This window comes from Rossellomorea aquimaris, from assembly GCF_020172085.1.
Lineage (GTDB): Bacteria > Bacillota > Bacilli > Bacillales > Bacillaceae_B > Rossellomorea > Rossellomorea aquimaris_E.
This window is the reverse complement of sequence record NZ_JAIVAT010000007.1, coordinates 775,597-795,749: the sequence shown is the minus strand read 5'-3', so window position 1 is coordinate 795,749 and position 20,153 is coordinate 775,597. Positions and strand designations below refer to the sequence as shown.

General features: G+C 44.6%; 18 protein-coding genes and 1 riboswitch. Of the genes, 6 read left to right on the top strand and 12 right to left on the bottom strand.

Annotation, left to right across the window (positions count from 1 at the left end):
- Nucleotides 1-210 precede the first annotated feature (210 nt).
- The 5 genes from LCL96_RS16750 to LCL96_RS16730 all read right to left on the bottom strand — a co-directional run bounded on the left by LCL96_RS16750 (nucleotide 211) and on the right by LCL96_RS16730 (nucleotide 4,729).
- The gene (locus LCL96_RS16750; RefSeq protein ID WP_224942947.1) at nucleotides 211-1,665 is read right to left on the bottom strand and encodes a DUF11 domain-containing protein; all 1,455 of its coding nucleotides are present in this window, start codon (nucleotides 1,663-1,665) and stop codon (nucleotides 211-213) included.
- Nucleotides 1,666-1,699: 34 nt separating this feature from the next.
- Nucleotides 1,700-2,149 (bottom strand): S-Ena type endospore appendage, encoded by a 450-nt coding sequence (locus LCL96_RS16745; RefSeq protein ID WP_224942944.1) that lies wholly within the window; start codon nucleotides 2,147-2,149, stop codon nucleotides 1,700-1,702.
- Nucleotides 2,150-2,223: 74 nt separating this feature from the next.
- Nucleotides 2,224-2,628 carry an S-Ena type endospore appendage gene (locus LCL96_RS16740; RefSeq protein WP_224942941.1) on the bottom strand — a complete coding sequence of 135 codons (405 nt, stop codon included), beginning with the start codon at nucleotides 2,626-2,628 and terminating at the stop codon, nucleotides 2,224-2,226.
- A 208-nt stretch (nucleotides 2,629-2,836) separates the two neighbouring features.
- Nucleotides 2,837-3,799 (bottom strand): TRM11 family SAM-dependent methyltransferase, encoded by a 963-nt coding sequence (locus LCL96_RS16735; protein ID WP_224942939.1) that lies wholly within the window; start codon nucleotides 3,797-3,799, stop codon nucleotides 2,837-2,839.
- Nucleotides 3,800-3,865: 66 nt separating this feature from the next.
- Nucleotides 3,866-4,729: a 5'-methylthioadenosine/S-adenosylhomocysteine nucleosidase gene (locus tag LCL96_RS16730; protein WP_224942937.1), complete on the bottom strand. Its 864-nt coding sequence runs from the start codon at nucleotides 4,727-4,729 to the stop codon at nucleotides 3,866-3,868.
- A 133-nt stretch (nucleotides 4,730-4,862) separates the two neighbouring features.
- Nucleotides 4,863-4,966, bottom strand: a riboswitch (purine riboswitch).
- A gap of 177 nt (nucleotides 4,967-5,143) precedes the next feature.
- On the opposite strand from LCL96_RS16730, the gene LCL96_RS16725 reads away from it, so the two are divergent.
- The 3 genes from LCL96_RS16725 (at nucleotide 5,144) to nei (ending at nucleotide 8,584) form a co-directional block, all read left to right on the top strand.
- Nucleotides 5,144-6,043, top strand: a complete 900-nt coding sequence (locus LCL96_RS16725) for a Gfo/Idh/MocA family protein (protein WP_224942935.1) — start codon at nucleotides 5,144-5,146, stop codon at nucleotides 6,041-6,043.
- Between the two features lie 215 nt (nucleotides 6,044-6,258).
- On the top strand, nucleotides 6,259-7,611 hold the full coding sequence (locus tag LCL96_RS16720) for a glucoamylase family protein (RefSeq protein ID WP_224942932.1): 1,353 nt from the start codon (nucleotides 6,259-6,261) through the stop codon (nucleotides 7,609-7,611).
- 133 nt (nucleotides 7,612-7,744) lie between these two features.
- Complete coding sequence (gene nei, locus LCL96_RS16715) at nucleotides 7,745-8,584, top strand: endonuclease VIII (protein WP_224942929.1); 840 nt, start codon at nucleotides 7,745-7,747, stop codon at nucleotides 8,582-8,584.
- Between the two features lie 27 nt (nucleotides 8,585-8,611).
- Here nei and LCL96_RS16710 read toward each other — a convergent pair whose 3' ends face one another.
- The 7 genes from LCL96_RS16710 to LCL96_RS16680 form a co-directional block, all read right to left on the bottom strand.
- On the bottom strand, nucleotides 8,612-10,840 hold the full coding sequence (locus LCL96_RS16710; protein WP_224942926.1) for an ABC transporter permease: 2,229 nt from the start codon (nucleotides 10,838-10,840) through the stop codon (nucleotides 8,612-8,614).
- Nucleotides 10,840-11,541 carry an ABC transporter ATP-binding protein gene (locus tag LCL96_RS16705; protein ID WP_224942923.1) on the bottom strand — a complete coding sequence of 234 codons (702 nt, stop codon included), beginning with the start codon at nucleotides 11,539-11,541 and terminating at the stop codon, nucleotides 10,840-10,842. The genes LCL96_RS16710 and LCL96_RS16705 overlap by 1 nt, the downstream gene beginning before the upstream one ends.
- A gap of 2 nt (nucleotides 11,542-11,543) precedes the next feature.
- Nucleotides 11,544-12,173, bottom strand: a complete 630-nt coding sequence (locus tag LCL96_RS16700; RefSeq protein WP_224942920.1) for a TetR/AcrR family transcriptional regulator — start codon at nucleotides 12,171-12,173, stop codon at nucleotides 11,544-11,546.
- 407 nt (nucleotides 12,174-12,580) lie between these two features.
- A complete protein-coding gene (locus LCL96_RS16695) occupies nucleotides 12,581-13,153 on the bottom strand; it encodes a cysteine hydrolase family protein (RefSeq protein WP_224942917.1) in 573 nt (190 codons plus the stop codon).
- A gap of 188 nt (nucleotides 13,154-13,341) precedes the next feature.
- Nucleotides 13,342-14,376, bottom strand: a complete 1,035-nt coding sequence (locus tag LCL96_RS16690) for a zinc-binding dehydrogenase (RefSeq protein ID WP_224942914.1) — start codon at nucleotides 14,374-14,376, stop codon at nucleotides 13,342-13,344.
- Between the two features lie 29 nt (nucleotides 14,377-14,405).
- A complete protein-coding gene (locus LCL96_RS16685; RefSeq protein ID WP_224942910.1) occupies nucleotides 14,406-15,851 on the bottom strand; it encodes a protein adenylyltransferase SelO in 1,446 nt (481 codons plus the stop codon).
- 103 nt (nucleotides 15,852-15,954) lie between these two features.
- Nucleotides 15,955-17,349 carry an amino acid permease gene (locus LCL96_RS16680; RefSeq protein ID WP_224942907.1) on the bottom strand — a complete coding sequence of 465 codons (1,395 nt, stop codon included), beginning with the start codon at nucleotides 17,347-17,349 and terminating at the stop codon, nucleotides 15,955-15,957.
- Between the two features lie 161 nt (nucleotides 17,350-17,510).
- Between LCL96_RS16680 and LCL96_RS16675 the strand changes: the two genes are divergently transcribed.
- From LCL96_RS16675 to LCL96_RS16665, 3 genes are read left to right on the top strand one after another with little or no spacing between them, the layout of a single operon-like run.
- A complete protein-coding gene (locus LCL96_RS16675; RefSeq protein WP_224942906.1) occupies nucleotides 17,511-18,416 on the top strand; it encodes an ABC transporter permease subunit in 906 nt (301 codons plus the stop codon).
- Nucleotides 18,413-19,438, top strand: coding sequence for an ABC transporter permease subunit (locus tag LCL96_RS16670; RefSeq protein WP_224942898.1), 1,026 nt, complete (start codon nucleotides 18,413-18,415; stop codon nucleotides 19,436-19,438). The genes LCL96_RS16675 and LCL96_RS16670 overlap by 4 nt, the downstream gene beginning before the upstream one ends.
- Nucleotides 19,435-20,028, top strand: a complete 594-nt coding sequence (locus LCL96_RS16665) for a hypothetical protein (RefSeq protein ID WP_224942895.1) — start codon at nucleotides 19,435-19,437, stop codon at nucleotides 20,026-20,028. Before LCL96_RS16670 ends, LCL96_RS16665 begins: the two co-directional genes overlap by 4 nt.
- Nucleotides 20,029-20,153 lie beyond the last annotated feature (125 nt).

Genomic DNA, 20,153 nt, shown 5'->3' with positions numbered 1-20,153 from the left:
TGTGCATCACCAATTTCCTTGATTGTTCAATCATTCACCCTTGATTATTGTGTGATATAGTGGTTGGAATCTTTCAATCAACAATAGATTCTTTCACGCTCATGCCAATTTCTTTCTTACACTTCTTGGTTTACCCTGGCTCTGATGTAGGACTTAATTGAAAACCATTATTTTGGAATAACAAACAACCAAAATCATTCAAAAAACCATTCAACAATCACAATAAAACTGCGTTGAATGGCATAGACTACATACAGTTGAGGTTGCTCTATTACTTCTTGCTTTTTTTCCACAACTGAATTCAACTTCAGCAATATTACTGATAAAACAGTCACTACGTTTTACTATAACCTTAAATGTGACTATCACAGTATCCCCCACATCAATATCGTCAAGTGAAACGCCGTATTGTGGATTTACTCCCGGATAGTTAACTCCATCGATATATAAACTGTCTTCAACATAGATGCTCCCACTTGGAATGGCATCGACAAATACAACATTGTCCGCCGCAACCACTCCATTATTGGTGATTGTGATGTTGTAAGACAATACATCTCCGTTAACAGCAAATGGTTTATCAACGGTTTTAACAATGTCCAGAACGGCATCTCCTTCATCGATTTGCACACCCAATGCATTCGGCAAATAGGCATCTTCCGATGAAGTAAACTGGAAGACAGCCGAGTTTTGATTGTTTGGAAGAGTGTTCATACCGCTTACATTGGTAATATCCCATCCCTGTCGCCCAGCTACAATGTTAGTTAAAGTAAATGGATCCTGGTTTCGGTCCCCAAAGGTTCCTGAAGTATCTAAATTCCCTGAGTTATCATTGATTTGGGAGCCAAAGAAGTTCGTTACTGGGTTATTCGGTCCCGATAGTAAAGAGAGGGATAATAGGTCAGGGCCAAATGAGGCTTGGTCTCCATCAAGAATAGCGTCTCCCTCTTGGGCGGAAATTAAAAGCCTTGCGTTTACATCCCCACTAGGAGGTGTCATGAATCCTGTAACAGGGATATTAATAATGGGATTCATTTGGCTGTTGACAATCCCCTGTGCCCCTACAAATAAATTCATCGAACGATTTGGGAAGATACTATTTTCATAGATTACCGCAAGAGTCCATCCGGCATGGTTGGTGTCATTCGTAGAGGCAAGAAGTGGATCAAGTAAGCCCGGCACTCCGGATACCGTGTAGGTTCCTGCACCAGCGGACTGAACAATGGAAGTGACATTATTGGAACGCATATAGAAACCTTTTGCGGAACCTCCAATTAGGTATATGTCTTGATTACTCGTAACAGGATCGGGATTTATGAATGTATTATTTGAGGTTGGATCCGTCAACGTAACGGGGACATTTAACTGCCCTAAAATATTTTCATTTCTTGACAGATAGTTCCCTCCCCAAATAAGTTCCGCATAAAGGATTGTACTTCCACTTGGTATCTGAAGAATAGCACTGGAACTATTTTCCTGGTAATTTAATGTTGTCCCTTGTGGAAAGGTGGGAACCTGCATATTAACATCTACTGTCGTGAACGCCCCTATGCTCCCTTGAATGCCTGCTCTATTCTGATTCAGCAACTGGCTTAAACCCAATGTATTTCCTGTGAACGTCATCTCTCCACATGTCCTTTCCGAAAAACGATTAACAAATGGCATTTTCTCACTCCTTTCTATAGTGAAGGTCAATTCATTATTCGCCTGGGATTTCGCAAGCCAACGGATAATGGACGGTTAAGCAATACCTCCCTGAACACCGTGAAGCAGGATCCGATCCGAGGCACTGTATTTCTAAGTTTTCAATTCCACTTACTGTAATCGATTTCGACTGCCCCTGATTCATGACGGAGAATAAGAAAACATACGCTCCGTTAATCACTCCCCTTACACTCATGGGGCATCCACTGCCATTGTATACGACCAAAGATCCTGTGAATGTGGCATCCACACCAAAGTTCCTCCAATACTCTTCCCACTCACCATTGCAAAATTGCTCTATGTTTCCACAAATTTCATTTTTGACCAACTGACACGAACGTGTGGGTGTAGGGGTAGGTGTGGGTGTGGGCGGCGGATAAATATTGCTGCATCCTGGCGGGGCTAGTACTGGTTCACAAAATGCATAGTACTCTTTTATGTCCATTTCTTTGTTCCTCCTTTCTGTCTAAAAAGACACCAAACGGATATCTTCATACAGGACAGCTTCCTCAATCAGGATTAAGATTGAAAGGCCGTGTATTGAAGGTCACCTTCAAAAGTACCGCTACAGAAAGCACCTGCAACAGAGCTCGTACTCGTACACACAACAGTGACTCTTGTAAGATTGGAAACCTGCAACACTAATGAAGACTGAGGTATTATGGTATAACTTGGGACTAACGCCGTTCCATTTTCACTTATGGATACAATCATCGTGCAGTCTACAGAGGTGTTGACAATCGAAATCATTCCGCTCGCTAACTCTTGTTCAGGCGTAGAAGTAATGGCGAAAATGGTTGTGATCGTGGTACCATCACAAGGGGAGCTAATAGGGGTACATCTCTTAATACCCACCAACTGTTTCTTGGGAATAAAATCATTCGAACAGGTAACGGGACAACAAAAAGCATTTGAGTTACACATAGAATTCCTCCTAGTATTTTGTTCCTAATAGTATATTCAAGTGATGACTTCATGTATATGCGCTTGTCCATAATACTCACAACTATTACTCCTATTCATCTGGCATACTCATTCAGACGTGACCTCAGCTCATATGTGCCCAAGAAGTCTCGAACTATTTATGAATTTCAAATCAAAAAAAGAGTGTGGAATCAATCTTCCACACTCTTCACGCACAGACCAATATCTGTCTGACAAATCTTCCTTTACTCACTTCACACCGATCGACGATATTGAAGCCTGCTTTTTCCACGTTTGAATCCACATCCTCAAGCGTCACAATCACGACCCTTTCAGCGAATCGCCTAGCACTTCGGAGCATGTCCAATTGTTCCTCATCCGTGATGACGGAGCAAAGATTATAGGGCAAATCAATGACAGCGACATCGTAACTGCCCGTCACATCATTTATGTCCCTTAATGACACATCCCCTTTGAATCCAAAGTGTGCGATATTCTCCCTGACTCCATCAAGGATCAATGGATTCCGGTCACTTCCAACAATATCGATTCCCATGGACAAAGCCTCTACAAGAACGGTCCCGATTCCGCAGCAAGGGTCAATCATTTTGATTCCTTCCGTTTTCGGTGCCGCGATGTTCACGACGGCTCTTGCCACACGGGTGCCGAGTGCTGTGGAGTAGCTGTGGGGCTTTTTCACGTGATGCAGCCACACCGCTTCATTTTTCGCATATGTTCCAAACACCCACTTGTCATCGGTCTTGATGACCCCGTACCAGATGGAGGGATCCACAAGCTCTGCTTCGCCTTTCAGGTGAAGGCCGACTTCTTTTTCAATCCTTCTCAGCTTCTTGAAGCCGACTCGATCGGCATCGGGATTCTGTACAAACACGACCTTGAATCCGTCCACCGCATCTAATTGATGAATCTTATTTAATAATTCCTCGAACTCAGCACCCTCGCAGATGATTTCCATTCTTTCACGAATGAAAGGACTCCTGCTCGGGTCTACTTTCAACGAACTTACTAGAATGCCAGATTCAGAATCCTTTCCGAATAACATGCGCTTTTCCAGTGCACAAAGGGACTCTTCATTCGGTTCCCAAGAATACGTATATAAATAATTTTTCGTTTCTATTATGATCAACTCCGTGTGATGTTCAAATTGCACCTCATTATTGTATCACACAAAAGAGGGACGGACCTCCGAATTGGAGGTCCGTCCCTCTCGATTGAATTACTTCATCTCTGAGATATATTCTTTCACGACTTCAAACACATATTCCTGATTGGCTGCAGCTGTGTCTGGATTGTATGCTCCACCGTTCGTTTTATTATTCGATAAAACGCGGATTCCAAGGAATGGTACATCGTATGCTCCGGCAATTTGCGCTGCCGCTGCCCCTTCCATTTCCTCTACAGACGAGCCGTACTTCTCATGAAACCATTGGATACGGTCCACTTCGTTATTCCAGACGTCTGCAGAACCGATTGTCCCTTCGACGACTTTCCCTTTTTTATACGTATCTTTTACTGCTTTTGCGGCAGCAAGCAGTGTCTCATCACCATCATAGTATCTGATTTTCTCGGCATTCGGGTCTTCCCCTGCGCTTCCTTCAGAAGCCATCAGGTCCATCGGCTTCCAGGCAGTCGGTTCGATTCCTTCCTCATCGGCCATGTTCCCTGTTTTTAACGAGCCGAGATTCACGGTTCTTTCCCCGATGACGATATCAAATACATTCAGCTCTGGGTCGTGACCGCCGGACGTCCCTTGATTGATGATGGCAACCGGATCATATTTTTCAATGGCAACAGCCGTCGCCGCTGCCGTATTTTCCATTCCTTTACCCGTCTTCGTAACAATGACAGGATAGTCATTCAACGTTCCTTTATAAAAAACAAATGATCCGGATTTCTCTTCCTTCACATTCTCAAGCTTGCCTGCAAACTTCTCAGCCTCAATTGGCATTGGCCCCTGTATGATGATTGGATGCTCTTCTTTCTTTTCCTTTGCTTCTGTTTGGGTCGTTGAGCTGCATCCAGTGAAGACGGATAAAGCCAATACTGATAATGCTGCCAATGATGCGATTTTCTTTCTCATAGTAATCTCTCCCTTTTCTTGGTGAATGGATCCCTGCGTATGTGGTCAAAAGAAAAAGACCTGTAATGGTAGAGTGAATTCTACGTTCCAGATCTTCAAAGTCAAAGAATGGGTGAACGGCAAATAGGCCGAAAAACCGAATACTTCAACTCGTAGTCTAGTTCTTATAATGGGAACCAGGTAGAAACGCTCAGACCATATTACCGAGGATATACGAGTAACGCTATGTACTTGTGCTACGGTGTAACTATACCAAAGCAGGAATGGATATTCAACAAAAACACGAATTTTATTTTTGAATTTATATTTTAATGTTCGTGTTTAAAGAAATCCCCCTTACTTGATTTGCCCACTTTCATTTGATATCTATCTGTAGAATACTATAATAAAAGAAAAAACAAGAGGTGAAGAAACGTGAGAATCGGACTAATCGGATTAGGTGATATCGCAAAGAAAGCCTATCTCCCTGTTCTTTCTAAAAAAGAAGGGATCGAGCTGGTACTCTGCACTAGAAATGAAGAAACACTGCACACACTTGCCGACCAATATCGGATCCAAGAACGGGTGCAGAATGTGGAGGAACTGATTGCCGCGAATATTGACGCAGCCTTCATAAGTACGGCTACTGAGGCCCATTTTGAAATAGCGGAAAAACTCCTTGAAAATGGTATTCATGTGTACATAGACAAGCCTATTTCTTTAAACTTCGGGGAAAGCGAGCGAATCGCCCAGCTAGCGAAGGACACTGGGAAGATCGCCATGGTCGGGTTCAATCGACGCTTCATACCTAAGGTGAAGGAACTGAAAAATCATGGGAAACCGAGTTTCCTTTTGATGCAAAAAAATCGGTTTGCGCAACCAGACGAACCGAGAAGATTCGTCATCGAGGATTTCATCCATGTCGTCGACACCCTTCGTTTCCTGATGAATTCAGAGGTGAAGGATGTCAAAGTCCAGCATCTTAAAAAAGGAGACCTCCTCCACCACCTCATCATCCAGCTCATCGGTGACGACTGTACGGCTGTCGGCATCATGAACCGGGACGGCGGTGTGACGGAAGAAATCATTGAATACTCCGCAGATCATCATAAGTTCGTCGTCAACAGCCTTGTGGAAACGACCCATTACCATAACAAAGAAAAGAGCATCTCCTCCTTTGGAGACTGGGAGCCTACTCTGATGAAACGCGGATTCTATGATCTTGTCGACCATTTCATTGACTGTGTAGAAACAGAACAAGAGCCCGCCCCTTCCATAGAGGACTCATTGAAGACCCATGCGATTTGTGAACGGATCGTAAGCATGATCAAGTAGTTGGGACGCAGGGACAGGTTCACTGCCCCTGCCGATTCAACCCTCCCGATGATCCCCCAACTTCCATTTCAACCCAACTGAAGTACTAGTTCCTAAGAATGAGTATGACGATATATTTTTCAGATAATTGTTACTATTGAGTGATATACGTTTACCTTTTCCTTTTGTATACTTTAATCGAAACGTTTCACTAAATTGAAAGGACGTGAAGAATATTGAAAAAAATAATGTCACTGCTTCTCCTCATCGCTCTGGTTGTCAGTTCCGCCCTTCCTGGGGCCGCTTCAGCTGAGCATCAAAACAAAGGAAAAGAGATCGCTTTATCCAAACAATTGAAAGCGATTTCAAAGAATACCTACCGATACTTCGAAGATTTCACTGATAAACAAACCGGTCTCACCTACGATGCAGTACGAATGGAGAATGGGGACATCACTTCCCAGCAATTCACTTCACCAACCAACATTTCAATGTATATGATGAGTACCATTTCAGCAGAGGAAGTGGGCCTCATTTCAAGAGAAACAGCTGTCAAGAATATTAATAAAACGTTGATATCCTTAGAAGGCATGGAGAAATGGAATGGCCTGTTTTACAACTGGTACTATACGAAGGATGCGTCCCTCATGACGGATTGGGGACAATTCATTTCCACCGTTGACAATGGATGGCTATCCGCAGGATTGATCGTAGTCGGACAGGCTTACCCTGAACTGTATGATCGGACTCATGCGCTGGTTGAAGACATGGATTATTCCACCCTGTACACTCCTGAAGTAGGACAAATGAGGGGCGGCTATGATGTTGCGGCAGGTAGTTATACCGCTCATCACTATGGTGCCTTTTATACAGAACCAAGGGTTGCAAGCTATATCGCCATCGGGAAAGAGGATGTACCGAGGGAGCACTGGTGGAGAATGTTCCGCACCATGCCTGAAAGCTGGGATTGGCAGGCACAAATTCCTGAAGGTCATACAGAAACCTATGATGGTGTAGATGTCTTCGAAGGACATTACAGCTACAAGGGTACGAAATATGTACCAAGCTGGGGAGGAAGCATGTTCGAAGCTTTGATGCCACAGCTTGTTCTGAAGGAAAAGGAACTTGGAAAAAATGCACTCGGGTTGAATAACAAGCGTCATGTCGACATCCAGATTCAATATGCCAAAGATCAAGGATATGCAGCATGGGGCATGTCGCCGGCTGCGACACCGGATAATTACTCTGAATTCGCGGCTACTCCACTTGGGATGGACGGTTATAAGTCCGATGGCACGGTCACTCCACATGCTACATTCCTGTCACTGGAATACGCTCCGATGGAGGCCTTTAAAAACATCCAAGCGTTGAAACGTTTCGATATGTACGGTAAATACGGATTCCTTGATTCCGTTAACGTGGAAACGGGAGAAGTGACCAATGCTTACCTTGCGTTAGATCAAGGGATGACAATGGTCTCAATCGTCAACTACTTAAAGGATGGCGTCATCAGAGATTACTTCCATCAGGATTCTATCGGAAAATCACCAGAGGACCTGTTGATAAAAGAAACCTTTTCGATTAAATGAGTAATGAGATAAACTCACTCTAGAGAGTCCAAGCGAAACCGCTTGGGCTTTTTCGTTTATCAAATCAGAAACAGTTTGAAAGATTACTTCGCGGTCAAACGGGGAACATCTAAACTAAAAAGGAGTATGGAACATGCCAGAAGGTCCCGAAATCAGAAGAGCCGCTGATCAACTTGAGCGCGCCTTACTAAATAAAACCGTACAGGAGATCTATTTTGCCTTCCCTCATTTGGAAGGGTACGAAGATCTCTTAAGGGGCTCCATCGTGACCCGTGTCGATACGAAGGGAAAAGCGATGCTCATCCGCTTTGATAATGGCTACACGATTTACTCCCACAATCAACTCTACGGAAAATGGTATATCCGGAATCTGTACAACTACCCAAACACCAATCGACAGCTCCGCCTCGCTTTGCATAACGAGAAGAAATCAGCCCTTCTCTATAGTGCATCGGATATTGAAGTCCTCCGTGATGAAGAAGTGTCCGGGCATCCTTTTATTTCAAAGGTAGGTCTTGATCTTTTAAGCGAGAAGGTGACGATGGATGAATTGATCGAGCGGATGAAGGACAAGCGATTTCGAAATCGAAAATGGCCGATTTTATTATTGGACCAAGGCTTTGTAGCCGGAATCGGGAATTATTTGAGATCCGAGATCATGTTCAAAGCAGGTATCCACCCTTCCCTTCGGCCGACCGATTGTACAGAGGACCAGCTTGAGAAAGCAGCTCAAAGCATCATCGATTTAGTCAGTCAATCATACGAGACGGGTGGAATCACGAATGATCTTGAACTTGCAAAAAAGCTAAAATCTGAAGGGGTGAAGCGTTCCCGTTACCGGCACTGGGTGTTTAACCGGGAAGGGGCGTCATGCTTCATTTGCGGTAATGAAATAGAGAAGACCGTGGCGGCTTCAAGGAGGCTGTATTTTTGTCCGGTTTGTCAGGCACTTCCTGACAAAAAAGGTGTCTGACCGCTTGAAGGATCAGACACCTTTCCATTATTCCGTACTGCGGTTAATCGCTTCCGTCATGGAAATCTCTTTTAATTTCCGATGATTGAGCCAAAGGGATACATAATAGGAGGCCATCATGATGACGAAACAAATCAGGACACTCATCCAGTCCAACTGTACCGGGATCGTCACATTCATTTCAGCCGTAATCGAATTCATAAAGGATGAAATCGAAAGAAGGGTGACAGGAATGCCGATGAGAAAACCAAGAATGATGAACCATCTATTATATCCGATCATCATCTTCATAATCGACTTCTCCCGATAACCGATCACTTTCATTAGGGAGATTTTAAATGAGTTTTCTTCGATCAATAATGAAACTAAGATATAAATGATGATCACGGCAATGACGGCTGCTATAAAGGCAATCGCCGCTACACCATAGTTCAATGGCTTGATCATTTCCTTGAACCCTGATATGGTATCCGATGATTTGGTGGTGGCCACGACATTTTCTTTCGGCAATGTTAATTCCTTATTCGAATACACCTCTGTATAGCTTCCATCAGGATAGCCATTTAAGTGGTTAAATTCCTTAAGGGGCATATAAATCATGTTCCCCAGATACGATTCTGCGATATGATCGACGGTGATGTCAAATGAGCGTCCCGACAATTCATTGGTCACTTCAATGCTGTCCCCTTCTTCAATTCCCATCTTATCGGATAAGGATTTGTTCATGATCACTGAAGTGAAATCAAGCTGATTCCCCTTTGAGTCCTTTAATTGAATCGCCGAATTTTTCGGTTTCAATCCTGTAATCGTGGCAATCTCCTCATCCTTATCCACATTGATGGTAAAAGGAGCCGTCGACCCAATCTGACCCGATTCAGGTGGACTCGTTTGTGGCGCGTTGAATAGATAGCTATATTCATAGTTGTACACTTGTTGAAAGTTATCCGTCACCAAGTACTCCATGGAGTTTTTCGTGACAAAGCCAAACAATAATAGAACCGTGGCAAACACCACACCGGTGAGTAAAAATAGGAGCCTCGGAAGGTTCCTGACCATTTCCCTGATCACGAATTTGCGCTTGAACGGCAGCTTCTTAAGTTTGAACAGTCGTTCCAGCCTGCCTACCCTCACCTTAAGCTCCCCTCCTTTTATTAAACTGACAGGAGGAATTTTCAATATACGCTGCACCAAATAATAGGTTAATGGGATAAAGAGAACGAGTGGCAGCAACAGGCTTATGAGTAAGTAAGACCAATGCGGGTTCACTTCTAAAACCGGTAAATTATAGTAAGTTGCAAATGTTGATAATAAAGGATGCAGCAATGCCCATCCGAGAAGGGTGCCGATTAAGCTTCCCGAAACGACCAACAGTCCCGCATATGAAAGGTAGTGACGGATGATTTCGCCTTTTCTATACCCAAGTGCGTACAAGGTACCAATCTGTACATATTCCTTTTTCATTAACCGCCATAGCAAAATCAGGATGATGACCATACTGATCAGCAATATGCCGATGGGGAGGAATTCACCCATCTTTTTGACGCCGGCAATATCTCCTTTGATGAACGATATCCGATTGTTATCCTTTTTATCCGTCCATTTGATGATCTGATTGGTTTGATTCAACAGACTCTTCAGTTCATCCCGTGATTCCCCTGAAAATCTGACGCTAAAGTATACCTGATGCCCTTCCCAGTTTTCTAATACATCCTGGTTTACAACGGCAACCCCAAATGCATCAGGATTCTTAAGGAAGCCCGATTCTTCTTTTAATGGATAAATATAATCCGGTATGGCCATGAATCCAGATACATGAAACGTCTTGCCATTCAGCTGAACATTCTCTCCAATGGAAAGTTCATGAGCACCGGCAAACCCTTTATCCACCAAAATATCTTGATCGGAACTCAGCCTATCACCTTCTACGATGGAATAGAGATTTACATCCTGGGCGGCATCCAATACCCGTAGTGTCACATCGCTCTCATAAGGAACATCCGATACATACCGTTCCTCGATTTCTGTTCCGGTTTTCTCTTCCATCTTGTCTATATCACTCAATGGCTCCTGTGTAATAAACTGGGCATCCTCCACCTTATTCTCTTGATAAAAGAGGTGCAGGTTGTCGATGAGATTCGCTCCGGCTGCCGTAAACGAGTAAAACACGACGGAGCTGATCACGATGAGTAACCAGGCAGAAAAAAACTGAGCCTTCTTTTCCAACATGGTCCGAAAGAGTTTTTTTCGTAGGGGCATCACCATTCAACCCCTTCAGCGGAGGTTTGATGTTCATTGACCTCGTCAGATTCAATCTTTCCATCCTTCAGTGTGATCACACGGTTCGCCATGCTTCTAATCGCCTGATTATGGGTAATGATGAGGACAGTCGTATCAAATTCTTTGTTCACTTTTTCAATCAATTGTAGAATTTCTTTTGATGTGGCGGAGTCCAGTGCTCCAGTCGGCTCATCACATAGCAACAGCTTCGGGGCTTTCACGACAGCACGGGCAATCGAGACGCGCTGTTGCTGTCCACCGCTTAATTCTCGTGGAAAGCGATCCTCCATCCCGGATAATCCCACCGCCTCGATCACCTCTGAAATGGATAATGCATTTGGGCTGATATTCGCCGTCAATTCAATGTTTTCATAGACTGTGAGATTGGGAATCAGATTATACATTTGAAAAACAAATCCAATCTCTTCCCGGCGATAATCCACCAGCTTCCGGTCATTCAACTGAGTGATATCATTGCCATTGACAATGATACCTCCCGAATCCACGACATCAATCCCGCCGATTGCATTCAACAGTGTGGATTTCCCGGAGCCCGATGGTCCGAGGATGACGACAATTTCCCCCTTCTCCACTCGCACACCAATATCCGTCAGTGCTTGAAATGTCGTTTGCCCACTCTCATAGGTTTTCTGAACTCCTTCTATTCGCAAGATGCTCATGCTCATTCCTTCTTTCCCGGTTTCATTTTTCCTTCGAACAAAAATCGTATGTGCTTGGAAAGCTGTTCCTTGTAAGCTTCGTGCCCCATCTCTTCGTTGTACATATAAAACATCGTATCGGACATGGCTGCGCTATAGATGGCATAGGCCGCTTCCTGTGGATCAACCCTGATGAGAAAACAATCAGAATGACTTTCAATCATATACATGATCCATTTCATCATTTCTTCATCAATTCCGAATAATCCCTTCCTCAGGCGAATGCTCTCCTCCACTTCCGCTGTCATGACGTGAAACAATTCCCGCCAAAATGGTTTCGGGTAATGCTGGAAAAATTCCGCAAACCCATGCATAGCCCCGATGATACTACCTACAAGATCTCCACTCTCTTCTGTGGAAAACGGGTCTTCGAGCGCGCCTTTCATCTCCTCCGCTTCTTCCGTAAAGATCCGCAGCAGCAAGGCTCCCTTAGAGGGGAAATAATTATAAATGGTACCCGTCCCCACCCCTGCATCCTTCGCGATTTCAGCCATGGAAGCCGCTTCGAATCCCTTCTCAGAGAAAATGTTCTTTGCTGATTCCATAATGTTCAGCTGCGTTTGCCGTTTCTTATCTTCACGTAGTCCTGCCATATATATTACTCCTCTGCTTTTAAAAATGTGAATGCGTTCATTTATGAATATATTCACATTTTAACTGGAAAATTATTGATTGTCAAATGTGGTCTGTCCACAAAATCGGCTGGGACATAACTATATAACCCCCATCTATAGAAGAACTCTCTGCACATATTGCCTTCTTGGAACTACTTGTTACAGCGCTGGTGACTTTCGTGCAAGATTTCGCTTTCCTCGGGCGGAGGGCAATCCTCCTCCGCTTTTCCCGTAGGAGTCTTCGTCTTGCACTCCAATCAACAGCTAGAACCTGCTATATAAATAAATGCTTTAGCCATAAAAAAACCCGAACGAATTAATTTTTTGAATTAATCGTTCGGATTTTTATTTAACTGAAACCCCTTTGTCCTAGCCTCTTACCCGAATTACATACCATATTCCTTACGATATTCATCATGTTTCGGCTGGAATAGATTTTCTTCAGATGGCCTCACATCTGAGAAGTGATCCACATTATAATGACCTCTAAGGGCGGCATTATGATGGGCGATGATTTGTTCCGCTTTCAACACCGGTGAGTCTTTCGTAGAGTGACCGTCCGCCACTAAGGTAACGTCGAAGCCGCTGACAGTCGCATACCGTACAGCCGTATCGATGCAGTACTCGGTTTGACATCCCGCAATCACGACATGCTCAACCTCTTTTTCTTTTAAAAATTCGAGTAGCGGTGTACCGTAAAACGAATTGGTCGCAAGCTTATCAAAGATTGCCGCCTCCTCTGGAATCTGCAGGTCACTGTGCACCTGGAAACCGTCACCGGTACCACCTGCCACATCCTTATCCCGGATGAAGATGATATGGGCATCCGCTTCCTTTGCCTGATTGATCACACCGTTAATGGTGCCGACTAGTTTTTCTTTTTGGAAAACTGCTTGTTCCTTTTCATTGCCTTCCACTAATTCCTGCTGAACATCAATGACGAGTAATGCCTGTTTCACATCCAAAACCCCTTTACCATTTTAGTCCGCTATCTGGTCGCCACTCCCATGTATGATTCATGTTGAACCGCCACTTTAAGTTCGCTATGTGTATAATTCGGGTTATCCATCGTACAATCCTTTATCAAAGCATGAAATATGAAAAAAAGCTCAGAGTCATATGACTCTGAGCTTTTCTACCCTGTCCGTTATGGAAGTAATACGATCTTCCCCAATTTTCCTGAATGCTTAAAATACGTTTGTGCCTCTCCCGCTTGCTCTAGAGGAAACGTTCGATCGATGACCGGTTTGATTTTGTCTTCAGCGATCGCATCAAGCATACGTTTGAACTCTTCTCTTGTGCCCAGGACCGAGCCATAAAACGTGATATGTTTTAAATAGAGCGTTCTGAAATCGAGTTCTGTTTTCTGACCTCCGGCGGATCCTGATATGCAGAACTTACCGCCTTTTTTCAAGACGTGCAGGGAGATTGAAAACAGTGCATCTCCTACGACATCCAATACGGAATCAACCGGACCGCCATTCAATTCAATGATCTCTTCGGCAAGGTTTGGTGACCTATAGGACAACACATGAGTGGCACCCAATTCTTTCATTTTATCTTCTAAACCAAGATCCCCAACAATCGCAATGACTTTTGAACCGAATACCTTTGAGGCAATTTGGACATTCAATGATCCGACACCGCCGTTTGCACCGGTAACAACAATGGTTTCAGAAGGCTTTGCCTGTATCTGCTCCACCATATGCCATGCCGTCAATCCGCTGACCGAAAACACGGCACTTTCTTCATATGTGGGTAAAGGCATGTCATAACAGAGTTCAGATGGCCACACGACGTACTCTGCATAACCACCGTCATATTCTGAACCAATGAAAGACATATCGTCTGAAATATGTTCACTTCCCTCTTCACCGCTTGAAGTAAACGGAAAAAGGACAACCTTCTTCCCAACCATATTTTCAGAAACATCTGTACCCACTTTTACGATTTCTCCTGTAATATCCGATCCCGGTATTCTGGGAAACTGGACTCCTTCGGGACGCCAACCGGATTTCTCTTCTGTCCCATAGGCACCTTCTCTCATCCAGATTTCCGTGTTGTTGATGGCACATGCCTTTACTTTGACTAGGACTTCACCCTTATTAGGGCTTGGGATGTGAATATCCACTACTTGGAGCTTGTCGACATCTCCATATCCCGTCACTTGAACTGCCTTCAAAGTTGCTCACCTTCTTTCATCATATTGCTTCAAGTTCCACAAAACGTTCGATAGGGACGATCGGATGGAGCCGGCAGGGCACAATACTCTTCCTGCTCCGGTGAATAGGCGTACGGATTTTTCAACACGGCAACTAACCGGTCCATCACGCTGAGATCGTCCTCTTCAACCGCAGCCTGTATTGCTTCTTCCACCCTGTGGTTACGGGGGATAACCGACGGATTGCTGCTCTGCATCCGTTTCTGTGAGGCATCATCCGACTCTTTCTGTCTGGCCCTTCTTTCATTCCAACGCTCTTTCCATTGGGCAAATTCACTGGTATTGAAAAGGGTGGAATCTCCTTTATCCAAAGTCAGACTGCGGAAGGTATTCGTAAAGTCTGCTCTATTCTCTTTCATCAGGCGAAGTAGTTCTTCTGCAAGGTCCAGGTCCCCTTCTTCACGGTTCAATAATCCGAGCTTTCCTCTCATACCGTCGAGCCAGTGCGCCTCATACAATTTCGGGAATTCAAGGACTGCATCCTGTGCAAGCTTCAATGATTCTTCCTGTTCATCATGAAGGATCGGCAGCAGGCTTTCGGCGAAGCGTGCAAGGTCCCAGCCAGCGATCGGCGGCTGATTTCCGTAAGCATAACGACCTTGTGAATCAATGGAGCTAAAGACCGTTTTCGGATCATATGTATCCATGAACGCACACGGTCCGTAATCGATCGTTTCTCCGCTTATCGTCATATTGTCCGTGTTCATGACGCCGTGGATGAAGCCGACCAACTGCCATTTGGCCATGAGGGAAGCCTGGCGTTGGATGACTTCCTGCAGGAAGTACAGATATGGGTTCTCTGCATCCAGACCCTCAGGATAATGACGCTTCAGCGCATAATCCGCAAGGGCGCGCAGATCGTCCACTTCACCGAATCTCGAAGCAAACTGGAACGTTCCCACACGGAGGTGACTGGCTGCGACCCTTGTCAGAATCGCCCCTTCCTGTTCCGTTTCCCTATAAATGGGTTCTCCCGTTGTGACCACTGCCAGACTCCTGGTCGTAGGGATTTCGAGTCGATGCATCGCTTCACTGATCATGTACTCCCGGAGCATTGGACCAAGTCCTGCACGTCCGTCCCCTCCCCGGGAATAAGGGGTTGGCCCCCCGCCTTTTAACTGGATATCGAACCGTTCACCACTTGGGGTCATCTGTTCTCCAATGAGGACAGCGCGCCCGTCCCCCAGCATGTTAAAATGACCAAATTGGTGCCCTGCATAGGCTTGGGCAATGGGGGCTGAACCTGCTGGGAGGTCATTGCCCGATAAGACCCCGGCCCCCATTTCCGCCACGTTTAGCCCTAGGGACTCCGCAACCTCCCCGTTCAAGACAAGCAGCTTTGGAGAACGCACAGGAATCGGATCCTGCCTGGTGAAAAATGCCCCTGGAAGTCTGCTATAGCTATTTTCTAGGTTCCAACCTGTTTCATTTCCCATCGTGTCATCTCCTCCTTTTCAAAAATAAAACAAAAAATCATAGATAACCTTTGATTTTTTGTGAAATTCTTTTATCTCCCTTTCATTATAACGCTCCAGTCCCTTAATGTCCTTTTTGGCCCCTGCGGAAGACACCCCAATAAGACAAGTAGATCACAAGGATCAATCCCATTGAAATGAACAATCCAATCCGCTGATTTGGATGTACCATTGCCCCTGAAATCGCGAGAACAATCAGTCCTATTCCGATATAAGAAGTGAATGGGTAGCCATACATCTTAAACTTCCCATTCGAAGCATCATAGGAAGGATGAAGCTTGATATGGGACACAAGGATGATCACCCAGTTCAGGATCAACATCACACCAGCTGCCGTCGTAATATATTCATACACTTCATTGGGCAGAAGAAATGAAAACAGGATCGATATCCCGAGTCCCACCGCAGTGATCATCAGGGACTTCACCGCCACACCCCGGTCATTTTTTTCCGCGAATCCCTTCGGTGCATCCCCATCCACAGCAAGAGAAATCATGACATTCGTGATGGAGAAGAGAGCTCCCACCATCGTCGAGAAGGCAGCACTAATAATGATGATGTTAAAGATTGAATCAAGGAACGGGATGTGATAAGCCGATAGCGCCGTGACAAACGGACTTTCCGTTTCATTGATCTCAGTCCAGGATACCATGCTCAGGATGAAAAACAAGGAAAATACATACACCGTCACGAGTGAGATCAATGTCCCCTTCCCTGCCTTCGGAACGTCTTTTTTCTCCCTCAATTCATTGGACGCAATTCCGAGAACCGCAATCCCCCCAAACGAGAAAAACACAAATATCAACGCAGCCCACGTCCCCTTGATCCCCTCGGGCATAAAAGGCAAGATGCCTGCACTCTTGGCTGAAGCAAGTTCAGATGGAGTGATGATATGAAAGAATAAAAGGGCTCCAAACACAATAAAAATCAGCAAAGTAGATAATTTAATCACAGCAAAGACCGATTCGATCCTCCCAAAGTTGCTTGCACCCAAGAGGTTGATAGCAAACCCAAGGGCAGCATAGATGACAGAAAAAATCCATAACGGAACATGCGCAAACCAAAATTGAGTGAACGTCGACAACGCCACGATTTCACTGGACATGATTAAAATTCCGGACAACCAGTACATCCATCCGGAGATAAACCCGAAAGAGTGCCCAAACGCTTTCTGGGCGTATATGCGGAATGTCCCTTTTTGGGGATCATTTGTGATCATTTCCGCCAGGGCACTGAACACAAAATAGGCAGTCACACCAGCGATGACATAATCAATCAGGATGGAAGGTCCGGCTGTCTTAATCGATAACCCCGTCCCGAGGAAGAACCCTGCACCAATGACGGACCCGATTCCGATCAGGGAAAGCTGCCACCAGCTTAGCTTTGTCCCCTCCCGTTTCTTACGTTTCTTGTGTTGATGATGAGCAACCGTCTGGGTCAATAAATGCTCGTCTTTCATTCCATCACCCTTTCGTATGGTTCACATACTAGTAAGGTTTTCCTCAGCTTGGATTACTATGCAAAACGCAGCATCCCAGTTAATTAACATTATTGTAAAAATTAAAATTATTTTGAATTTTTTGTAATACAAAGTTATACTAAACCTAAAAGAGGTTGGGGGTGTCTCTACTGAAAAAAATTCATTTCATAGGTCTTCCCATGCAATTTGTGCTCACCTGTATCGGGCTATTCCTTTTCAGCGGAGCAGGTTCACTGCTCGACTACGATGATGAATTAGTGATCATGTTGGGTAGGTACCTTCAAACCCTGCAGGAAATGGGGCGTGAACTTCTGGATCCTGGCTCCATCATCATCAGGATAGGCGATCCGATGGACTTCAAAAGCTATCCGATTTATCCGATATTCTTTCAACTATTCGGTTATTCGTTTTTACTCTTGTTACTCTCCTTCTTTCTGGCTGCCATTACTTCTTCTCTGTTAAGCTACTTGTTTATGTTTCTGCCAAAGAAAGTATATCGCATTTGCTTTCGAATCCTGGATTCCCTGGACTCACTGCCGGATGTCATGATCATCGTATTCATTCAGCTGTTCATTATCTGGTTTTTCAAGAAGACCGATATTCTGTTGTTTGATATTTATACACTTGGCGATGAAAAAATCTATATGCTTCCCATCGTTTGTCTTGCCATCATGCCAATTGCCTTTTTAACAAAACATTTCTTGTTTCAGCTTCGTGAAGAACAAGAGAAACCATATGTAGAGTATTCCTATTCTAAAGGATTTTCAAAGGCTTATACGATATGGGTTCATCTGTTCCGTAATGTATGGGTCCATTTCTATTATCATATCAAGCCGATATTCCTGCTGATGCTCTCAAACCTGTTGATCATCGAAATCCTTTTTAATATCAATGGGTTTATGAATGTACTTCTCGATATGTCAATCAATACTCCCATCGCGTTCTTCATCGGGATGATGATGATTTACATACCGTTTTTCGTCGTATTTACATTAGGGGCTGTCATCCTTAAGAAATGGCTGTCCGGAGAGGAGGTCGGCTCATGAAAATCTTGAAATCAATGAGATTTTGGCTGCCACTCGGTTTTCTGCTGATGTTGCTCTCATCGAGCTTTATCGTTCCTTACCTTTTTCCGAATCTTCTTGAGCCCGGGCCTCCTTATTTAAAGGATGGTTCTGGAAGAGTAATAGCGGATCCTCCTTATTCCTTGGAGGAAATGATGCCTCTCGGAAGTGATAAACTTGGAAGGAATTTATTTTATATACTTCTTGCGGGTGCAAAATATACGCTGCTGTCAGCGATTGTCATTGCGCTTCTTCGCATGGTAGGCGGCTTTCTGTTCGGGATACTGTACGCGTTTCTTCCAAATTGGGTGAGACAGATGATCAAGGGTGTCGGGGATACATTCAATTTCATTCCCCTTGCCATCATTGCCTTCGTACTCCTCACTCCTCTTCAGCTCGCCTTTGAAGCGGGAGCGATGTATTCGTTTCAATTTCTGATTATTGAAGTCGTGGTCATAGCCCTCATTGTCATCCCATCATTGGGAATGTACTTGGGAGAAGAAATGAAGGAATATTTGAAGAATGATTTTATTTCTGTCTCTAGACAAATCGGCGCAACCAGGTTTCATATCATTAAACAGCATTTACGCCCTCAATTCAGCCGCCATGCCCTGGTCATGTTTTCTGAACAGGTATCCCAGACCCTTTACTTACTTATTCAACTTGGGGTGCTTCACATCTGCCTAGGCGGATTGAAAACAGAGGAATTCGGGATCATGGAGCATATTCCGGAATACTTCTCTTATACAAATGAATGGGCGGCGACGATGAGCATCAATATCCAAATGGTCTTTCTTCATACATGGCTAGTGCTGACACCCCTCGCCTTTTTTGCCATTTCAATCTTTTGCATCAATGAAATCACCAGATTTCTTAAAGAGGTCCTTTTGGAAGAGACGATTCCTGCCAGGGAGGGACGGACCTCTTCTAATAAGCCGGCATCTCGTTCAAGGCTTGAAGACCCTTTTTCGTTCACGGACGGTTCAAAGGAGGGGTTCCATTGAGAAATCGACTGATGTTCATTTTGTCTGTATGTCTCATGTTACTAACCGGTTGCCGTGTTGAAATGGCAACGGAACTGCCTGAAAAACCGGCAACTCCATCAGGGGTCAGGATTGACTTATCCGGTACCGTCCTTCTGCAAGGAGACGAACTCATCGTTGAAGGGAAATCCAACTTACCCGAGGATAGTATCATGTTTGCCGGTCTGAAAGATTACACTCAATTCGAACCTTATGCCAGGGTCATCAACTGGCAGGGGGAAGAAAGTGAAGAATACGTCACGGAAAGTACCGGAGTAGTGGACGAGAAGGGAAATTTCAAGATCAAGGTAGACCGAGTCAATCCGGATTCCCGCTACAAGTTGGAGGTCATCTTTAACCCCGCTATCCAAAAATCCAAGATTCAGGAAATCTACGGATTCTGGGGTGAAGACATCGCCCTCAACATCGGCTATTTCGATTTCGAATACAACGAAAACACCCTCTCAGGGATGATCAAAATCGCACCAATTGTAAGCATCACCGATCCAAACGGAGACGGCGCCAAATGGAATCTCACCAACACCCCAAACAAATCAAGGCCGTTAAAGTGAAGCTCTTATATGAGGGACGGACCTCTAAACTTCACTGAAATTCTCACTTGAAGCATGTTTTAGAGGTCCGTCCCTCCAAAAAAACCCCTGACCCGATTAATCGGGTCAGGGGTTTACATTTGGGC

Excerpts from the sequence above, each read along its gene's own strand:
- LCL96_RS16750 (WP_224942947.1), bottom strand. The coding sequence starts at position 1,665 with ATGCCATTTGTTAATCGTTTTTCGGAAAGGACATGTGGAGAGATGACG.
- LCL96_RS16745 (WP_224942944.1), bottom strand. The coding sequence starts at position 2,149 with ATGGACATAAAAGAGTACTATGCATTTTGTGAACCAGTACTAGCCCCG.
- LCL96_RS16740 (WP_224942941.1), bottom strand. The coding sequence starts at position 2,628 with ATGTGTAACTCAAATGCTTTTTGTTGTCCCGTTACCTGTTCGAATGAT.
- LCL96_RS16730 (WP_224942937.1), bottom strand. The coding sequence starts at position 4,729 with ATGAGAAAGAAAATCGCATCATTGGCAGCATTATCAGTATTGGCTTTA.
- nei (WP_224942929.1), top strand. The coding sequence starts at position 7,745 with ATGCCAGAAGGTCCCGAAATCAGAAGAGCCGCTGATCAACTTGAGCGC.
- LCL96_RS16710 (WP_224942926.1), bottom strand. The coding sequence starts at position 10,840 with ATGCCCCTACGAAAAAAACTCTTTCGGACCATGTTGGAAAAGAAGGCT.
- LCL96_RS16705 (WP_224942923.1), bottom strand. The coding sequence starts at position 11,541 with ATGAGCATCTTGCGAATAGAAGGAGTTCAGAAAACCTATGAGAGTGGG.
- LCL96_RS16700 (WP_224942920.1), bottom strand. The coding sequence starts at position 12,173 with ATGGCAGGACTACGTGAAGATAAGAAACGGCAAACGCAGCTGAACATT.
- LCL96_RS16685 (WP_224942910.1), bottom strand. The coding sequence starts at position 15,851 with ATGGGAAATGAAACAGGTTGGAACCTAGAAAATAGCTATAGCAGACTT.
- LCL96_RS16680 (WP_224942907.1), bottom strand. The coding sequence starts at position 17,349 with ATGAAAGACGAGCATTTATTGACCCAGACGGTTGCTCATCATCAACAC.
- LCL96_RS16670 (WP_224942898.1), top strand. The coding sequence starts at position 18,413 with ATGAAAATCTTGAAATCAATGAGATTTTGGCTGCCACTCGGTTTTCTG.